Origin of the sequence: Ruminococcus sp. 5_1_39BFAA, from assembly GCF_964240875.1 — a bacterium.
Classification (GTDB): Bacteria; Bacillota; Clostridia; order Lachnospirales; family Lachnospiraceae; genus Blautia_A.
The window spans coordinates 1-7,375 of the sequence record NZ_CAXSVO010000060.1 but is presented as its reverse complement, the minus strand read 5'-3'; the positions used below and the strand labels follow the sequence as shown (position 1 = coordinate 7,375).

At 35.5% G+C, this 7,375-nt stretch carries 5 protein-coding genes and 1 pseudogene; 1 reads left to right on the top strand and 5 read right to left on the bottom strand.

The annotated features are described in order from the left end of the window. Window positions 1–98: 98 nt before the first annotated feature. Window positions 99–332, top strand: a pseudogene (locus tag ACESZH_RS23355) (transposase domain-containing protein); the annotation flags it as partial. 253 nt (window positions 333–585) lie between these two features. Here the strand turns inward: ACESZH_RS23355 and ACESZH_RS23350 are convergent. Genes ACESZH_RS23350 through ACESZH_RS23330 form a run of 5 tightly spaced genes read right to left on the bottom strand, consistent with a single transcriptional unit; the run spans window position 586 to window position 7,068 of the window. Continuing rightward, window positions 586–1,740, bottom strand: coding sequence for a helix-turn-helix domain-containing protein (locus ACESZH_RS23350; RefSeq protein WP_373219472.1), 1,155 nt, complete (start codon window positions 1,738–1,740; stop codon window positions 586–588). 15 nt (window positions 1,741–1,755) lie between these two features. Then, on the bottom strand, window positions 1,756–2,712 hold the full coding sequence (locus tag ACESZH_RS23345; RefSeq protein ID WP_373219470.1) for a bacteriophage abortive infection AbiH family protein: 957 nt from the start codon (window positions 2,710–2,712) through the stop codon (window positions 1,756–1,758). 42 nt (window positions 2,713–2,754) lie between these two features. After that, complete coding sequence (locus ACESZH_RS23340; RefSeq protein ID WP_373219468.1) at window positions 2,755–4,965, bottom strand: DEAD/DEAH box helicase; 2,211 nt, start codon at window positions 4,963–4,965, stop codon at window positions 2,755–2,757. Then, the gene (locus tag ACESZH_RS23335) at window positions 4,959–6,695 is read right to left on the bottom strand and encodes a site-specific DNA-methyltransferase (protein ID WP_368211178.1); all 1,737 of its coding nucleotides are present in this window, start codon (window positions 6,693–6,695) and stop codon (window positions 4,959–4,961) included. Before ACESZH_RS23335 ends, ACESZH_RS23340 begins: the two co-directional genes overlap by 7 nt. A gap of 13 nt (window positions 6,696–6,708) precedes the next feature. Beyond that, window positions 6,709–7,068: a hypothetical protein gene (locus ACESZH_RS23330; protein ID WP_373219467.1), complete on the bottom strand. Its 360-nt coding sequence runs from the start codon at window positions 7,066–7,068 to the stop codon at window positions 6,709–6,711. Between the last annotated feature and the right edge of the window lie 307 nt (window positions 7,069–7,375).

Sequence of the window (7,375 nt, the reverse complement as noted above, 5' to 3'; positions counted from 1 at the left end):
AAAAACAGTACCGTGTAGTGAATTCAAAGGATTATGCGGCACTACAGAACATAATTCTGCTCACAGCATAATTGCGGTTATGCTCTGTAGAACATAACCGTAAAAACTGGCTGTTCTGTGATACTCCGAACGGTGCACAGGCCAGTGCCATTGTTTATACTATGGTAGAAATGGCAAAGGCAAATGGAGTAAACGTCTATCACTATCTGACTTATCTACTTGAGAAACAGCCTAATGATAGTATGAGTGACGAGGAGCTGGATCAGCTGGCTCCATGGAATGAAGATGTCAAGGCGGAACTCAAACGACTGGTAGAAAACTCCAACGAATAATCAATTATATGTGAATTGTCAAGGTACTCCGACTGCTGAAAAGTAGTCGGATATTTTTCTGGTAATACCTGAAAATTAAGCGCTTACGATTCATCTCCTTCCAGATAGGCTCTCACCACATTAATTTGCTGGTCTGGACTAATTCTTACTTTTCTTTCCAATAAAAATGCCCCCTTTCAAGCAGCAAGTTTTATTATTTCACTTGTCTCCCTAAAAGGGAGCATATCATATTTGCCAGAGGCCGCTTAATACATCAATTCTTTGTATTATCATTTTTTCTAAACTCTTCAAGCATCTTTCTAAGAATCTGCATGTTCAGATACTCTTCGCGAAATGCATCCATATTATAACCTGGTAGTTGTTCCATATGAGGAATCCATATATCATTTGCAAATGCATCTTTTCTATACCAATTTTCTCTGACATATATCCTGAATCGCTGATGCTCTTTTTCATCCTCAAATATTAAAATACACCCTTCATACTCATTATGTGAATGCCGCGCTTCATCACCATCATCTACATAATAAAATTCATGCACCAAATGATTTAGCCTTCCTTTTACCATATAACGATACGGCACATCCCAGTTATGATATTCTGTAAGCGATATTCCATCTCTATCCGGTGTTGCTGTAAAATACCTCCCGCCATCAAGAATCACACCACCAAGCTCTGCCAGAACAGTCTGGTGATAACATATTCTTATTTCACTCCAATGCGGTCTTGAATCGGTCTGTGCAAACAAATAGTACTCATAACCAGTCCTGTCATCCTCCGGCTCATAAGTATGATCAATCGTAAATTCCGGAGCATACTTATAGTATTTCTTATCTTCGCTTGATGGACTATTTGCCCAATGTTCAGGATGCTTCAAATACAACTTCACTTTTTCAATTGGTGAAAGCAGCATTCCAAACCTTTTCTTCCAAAGATACTCAGCATGATGAAAATCTGCAGATTTATCAACGGGTGTATTACTATCTTGAAGCCTTACATAAATATTATTAGCAAATATTCCCTTATACTTTTCTTTTAAGTAATATGGTGTATTTATACTATTATGAACCACAATAACATCTACCAGTCCACCATCCAAGTGTACTTGCTCCACAGTAACAACCGGGCGAAAATCACCTGCAAATTTCTTACCTCTGATAAAATCCGTAAGCATCTGAGTATTTCTACGATTTGCATCCTGTGACACATCCTGTATAGCATAATCACATTCTTCGTTGACACCAATAATAATATACGCATCTCTATCCACCAGATTATTAGCCATACAAATTATATCAATAAGCAGATCTCCATCCTTACTATCATCATACCACTCCCGCTTGAAATCCCAATAAGGACCTTCCTGATGCATCATAATTAGTTCTTCAATCTCATCTATTAATTCCAAAGAAGTCACCTACTTTCACCTGTCCCAGAAGTTATCACTTTTACGAAAGTATACTTCAAACTTTCTTGAAATACCCGTAATTCCAAAAACGCTTTTCAGGCGCTTAAGATCCTCATCACTATGATAGTAAACCAACCATTTTGTTTCTGGACGAACTTCATATTCAATTCTATCAAGGTATGGAACATCAACATCTCCAAAAGACAATCCCAGACATACAACTTGATTAACATCCCTCAAAGCTGAAAAGAAATCATCATTCTCACTTATTATCGCATCCGTATCCTTATACAACGACTCACAAAAATCAGCAATTGCATTACATATGCTTTCATACCATTCAACATATTCCTCCTGCGCCTCTTTTGCTTTCCTGCGATATAAATCAATTATGTACTTATTTCCATGTCCCATTATAGGGGCTATTTCACAACATGATGGGATACCTCCATGCAGATGAAGTACGTCTTTTATGCCATAAACCTTTTCAAGAGTATCTGTGTAATTAAAACTCATAAACAGATCATTTCTGTTATTAATGAGACTATCTTTTTTACACATAGCTTGGGATGTATCAATAGTTTGTAACCATTCTAATACGTACTTTTGGAGTTTATCTACAAATCTGTATTGTTCCCTCCAGTATACATTCATAGTATCAATTATGCCCTCCATAGGCATTGTATCTACCATAGAATAAGCAGAATCATACATTCCCTCAACATCCGGATGCCCTATTTTTTCTTCAAAACTCCACCACAAATCATTAATAACCGACTTATCCCATCTTTCTTGAGCCTCTTTCGTATACCAGGGTTCCGTATCATCTAAGGGTTGAATATTATACATACTTTCGAAAGTAGTTAAAAAAGACTCATGATTCTCTTTCAAAAATTCTCTAAAAGCTGCATATGGCGTTCTTATTCCATGTGCTATATCAAAACCATTGCCGAATATATATAATGTCTGCAACAATCATACCCCCAATTTATTATTTCCACCCCTTATTGAAAATCAAAGTAAATCACTAAGTGGCCTCCAACTATCATGAGACATATCCTCGTGATATTCTGTATTATTGATAAATAAATCCTCATTAATGTCTCTCACAAAACCAAAATTAAGCTTGTACTTTTCGGCATACTGTTTGAAAGCAATGAATTTATTTTCTACTTGAATATCAATATTCTTACTATGCCCAGCTACTTCTCCACCTTTTGTCTCTATCAACCAAACCTGACCATCATTCGTTTTAACTATATAATCCGGATAAAACAGCCACTGCTTTAAGAAACCGTCCAGATATACTATTGATAAATATTGCTGCCCTGTATCACCGTTTTTATATACCCACTCAATTCTATCCGGTCTTGTTTCACAATATCTTTCAAATAATCTCTCTGGCATACTTCGAGTCTTGTCAGTAATAAATTCATTGGTATATTCCAGATAGGCATTCAAACGCATAAGCTGTCGTTTCTTCACTTCGCTATACTTATATATTTCCATCTCTGGAATAGAAAACTCCGCCTGCTTTGGCTCAAGAACGAATGACATCTGTCTTCCGCCCATCTGAGCAGTGCATCCTTTAAAGTCAATCTTCAACTGCTTAACATTATTAATGATAAATGCATAGAAATCTGAATTTTCCAATGCAACGAATTTGTACTTTGTTTTCTTCCCTTTGCTGAACATTCTACGAAGAATATTCTTCACCTTCTGCGATTGCAAGCCTGTAACCTTCTTAATCTCATCAACGGAATGCAACAAATAAATACCATGAGAATGAGTATTTACTGCAGTTTTGATTGTTACATTGTTCTTTCCTACTCCTGAAGCTAATTCTTCAGTTGTTCGGAATATACCTTGTAGTATCTTACTATCTATTTCATGATCAAAATTGTATCCGCAAGCCTCAAGATTCTCCCGATTTATACGCATATCACTTCCAAGACTATACTTCTTTTTAAAATACTCATATACTTTTTCTAACGTTTCTCTCTCTCCAAGTCCGTCAAAGTCAAGATTTCGAAGTTCCTTGGTTAGAACAAAATCTTTTGCCTCATCACGCACAAATAATCTCCTAACCTGGTAAGCCTTATCCATTGATGACATAAGCCCCATCTTGTAATGGCTATCTAATGTATAGATATAACAATAATCAAGCGTGTTCAATCCATAGTGCTTTTTTTCAGGCATACGTCTAATTCGACCAATTGTCTGAATCTGAAAATCTTCACTACCGCCCTCGCGAAGCTTTACAAGAATCTTTGCTCTCGGGCAATCCCATCCGGTAGAAATGGCCTGTTTCATTAAAAGAAATGCTGGTGAACCATCATTTCCTGTAAGATCATCAATATTTCTCTTTATATCACTCATCCAAATTGAAACCATGCCATTATCGTAGGTATATCCCATACTTTCAAGCTTGGCTTCTACACCTGCAATCGTTTCTGGTTGTCCCATCGGAAACTGAATAAGCACAAGTGGCCTAATCTTTGTTTTGATTGCATCATATCCAGCCTGAATTTCTTTTCTCTTTTCGTCAGCCAACTCAAGAAGGTACTCATAATCATTTGTGATCTGTTTTTTCTCATCAACGCCTTCATTTACATAGATTGCCCGTGTAATAAGTCCTGCATTGATAACCTCATCTTCCGGAATTTCATAGTATTCATGATGTGCTACCTTCTGCGCTGTTGCAGACACACGAATAATATTCTTTGCAGCAAATGCTCTAATAATATCATCCGCCTTCTTCGTATTATTGAGATGTTCTTCATCGATAATAACAACAAATTGAATTCCATCCCTATGGGCAGCGGCAATCGTTTCAAACAAGTTTGCTTTTTCACCATCTTTAAGTGCAGTGTTTCCCTTCTTAGTAACAAGTTCCCAGTTGATAAAAGTAACACTACCTCCTTCAAAGCCCATAAGCATAGAATACAAGAGATTCCTAGTATCTCTCTGTGGAGTAAGCTCACTCATCTTATCCATACTCTGTTGTTCAAGATCACCTTTACCTGGGCATAGCCATACAAAAGCGGTATTTCCACTTGTATTCTTAAGATACTCATCTACATATTTAATGAGCATGACAGTTTTACCAGCCCCCGTAGGTGCTTTGACTGTGATAACCTGCTTACTTGCAGGATCCAATGTCTTGTCAATCAGGAACTCAACGCAATTATCCTGGAATTCAAAATCCATTATTCCATTTACCATAATTCTCCAGCCTCCCTTAGTTCGAAATCAAAGTAATAGTCCGGAATTATAAATGTATCAACATTCTGGAGCATTCGTTCCTGTGAAGTAGACAGCAATACATCTTGATTTAAGAACACTGCTTTCAAATTCTTATAAGAATTATAATTCGTCTCTAAATCATCCATTTCGTCATCATCCATGACAATTAGATACTGAGAATTATTAATACTTACTCCGTATTCCAACTGAATCATCTCTACTATATGTTCAAGCAATTCATCTACCAATTCATCAGAATTTTTGTCTACAAAATCTGTTCTATAGTACTTCAAATTACCTTTTACTCTTTTTTTGTATTCGCAACCAGATGCCATTCTTCCAGTCAAAACAGTCTTTATTCTCTGATAAGTAACTTCCTGGCAAATATTATTTTCATTATTTGTGCAGACAATAAATCTGCGAGAGCCCCCATCTTCTTCATTTAGTTCTAGCACCGCTTGTGCAGTTGTTCCCGATCCGGCGAAAAAATCTAATATCAATGCATCATTTTTATAATATGCTTTTACCAGCTTTTTAATAAGCTCTACCGGTTTAGAATAATCAAATTTATCGCCTAATCCAAATAGGGAAAGATCTTTCTTTGCATTGTCATTCGAGTATTTATTATCAATATATTCTAATGAGCTGGTCGCCTTAACTCTTTTGTTATATTCAATGACAAAATTGCCATTGCTATCCTTTCCAATTTTTGCGTTCAGATATGTTTTTGTGTATATTCTTGCAGAGCCATCCTTTTTCCTCTTTATAACAACAAATCCATTATCATATCCAAATTGAAAGAGTTTTTTGCTCCATCTCCATGCCCAATCAGCACGTCTATGGTTTCCCTTCTGTCTTTCTTCCCACAATTCTTTACTGCTGCCTGGATAGAATATTTCTCCCTCGATTTCCAGTGGATAGTCAAGCGAAGAACTATATGACAAACTATCATAATCTAAAGTTTGATTTAGTTTGTATTTTCCCCGTTCCCTAACATACTCATCTTCATATTTAAACGCCTCATCTACATGCTCTTCCATAACAAAGATGTCTTGTTCTCTTTTTGTATAAACCAAAATATAGTCATGATTCTTCGCATATGCAGACGTTGTCTTTCCACTTTTTTTGGTAATTCTTGGCATACATATAATGAAGTTATCTTCTGAAAAAATCTCATCCATCAAGAGTTTTAATTGTGCTTGTTCATTATCATCAATAGACACAAAAATCAATCCATCTGGAGAAAGCAATTTATGGGCAATTCGCAACCTTTCTGAAAGAAAAGAAAGCCATGTCGAATGTCTAAACGAATCTTCTCGCCCCACAAATTCATCATTATATATAAAATCTTTATTTCCTGTATTGTATGGGGGATCTATATAAATAACATCCACTTTCCCCTTGTGAGTTTTTTCTAATAATTTTAAAGAATGTAAATTGTCGCCTTCTAAAAGAAAGTTAAAAGATGTATTATATTCATCTTCAATCAATTCATATTCCGGAATCTCTGAAAATACAGGAATATGCGTTTCCATTTTCTTATCAACTTCTTCCTGATGTTCCTCCCACACCAAACCATATTTCTTTGAGGTCAATTCCTTTTCAATCCTATTAATCGCTATTAACGAATCATCATCCGAATGTTGTTTCTTAAGCAGCTCTAAGAAGGCTATCATTTCATCCCTTCTCTTTTTTGATAAATTTTCCATGTACTAATCCTTCCTACATATTGGTTCTGTAAATATCTGTCATTTCCATCCATTTGTGCTCTCTGGGGCAAGAATCACATACATAAAGGAATTTACTATTTTGTCCTGTAACCTCTACCATTCTCAACCTATTCCCACAATAAGGACAATACGGAATATTTGCACCGAATAATTTTTGATAAGCAGCAATTCTGTTCCATCTTAGCAAATCCTCATCATTATCAATTTCTAAAATATTCTTACCATGTTGCATGTGATACATATAATAAATTGCATTCTGAGATTTTGGAGATGGCATTTTTCTAATACGCGGTTCTTCGAAAAATCTTGTTTTTACGATATATCCCGGAATCAAAATTTCATTTCTTCTCAAATCAAAAAAAACTCTTGTATAAATATTGCATGCATTATCAAATTCCTGTTTCATTAAAGAATATACAAATTCTTGCTTATTCCTTGAGCCCCAATTATTAATGTCTCTAATGTACCTTGTGTAATCATAAAATGAAGTTATATTCCTATTATCCCTACAAAAATGTGGATACACAAAATAATCATAAAAACCTTTTACATATTCACATAATCTTAGATAATTATCATCAGATCTAGTACAGCATTGCATTAATAATTAAGCAATATCAAACCGTCAAAGGTATACCTTTATAAGTCCATTTAAAGGG

Bases quoted from the DNA above. Each gene is read 5' to 3' on its own strand.
- ACESZH_RS23340 (WP_373219468.1), bottom strand. From the start codon at position 4,965: ATGGTAAATGGAATAATGGATTTTGAATTCCAGGATAATTGCGTTGAG.
- ACESZH_RS23335 (WP_368211178.1), bottom strand. From the start codon at position 6,695: ATGGAAAATTTATCAAAAAAGAGAAGGGATGAAATGATAGCCTTCTTA.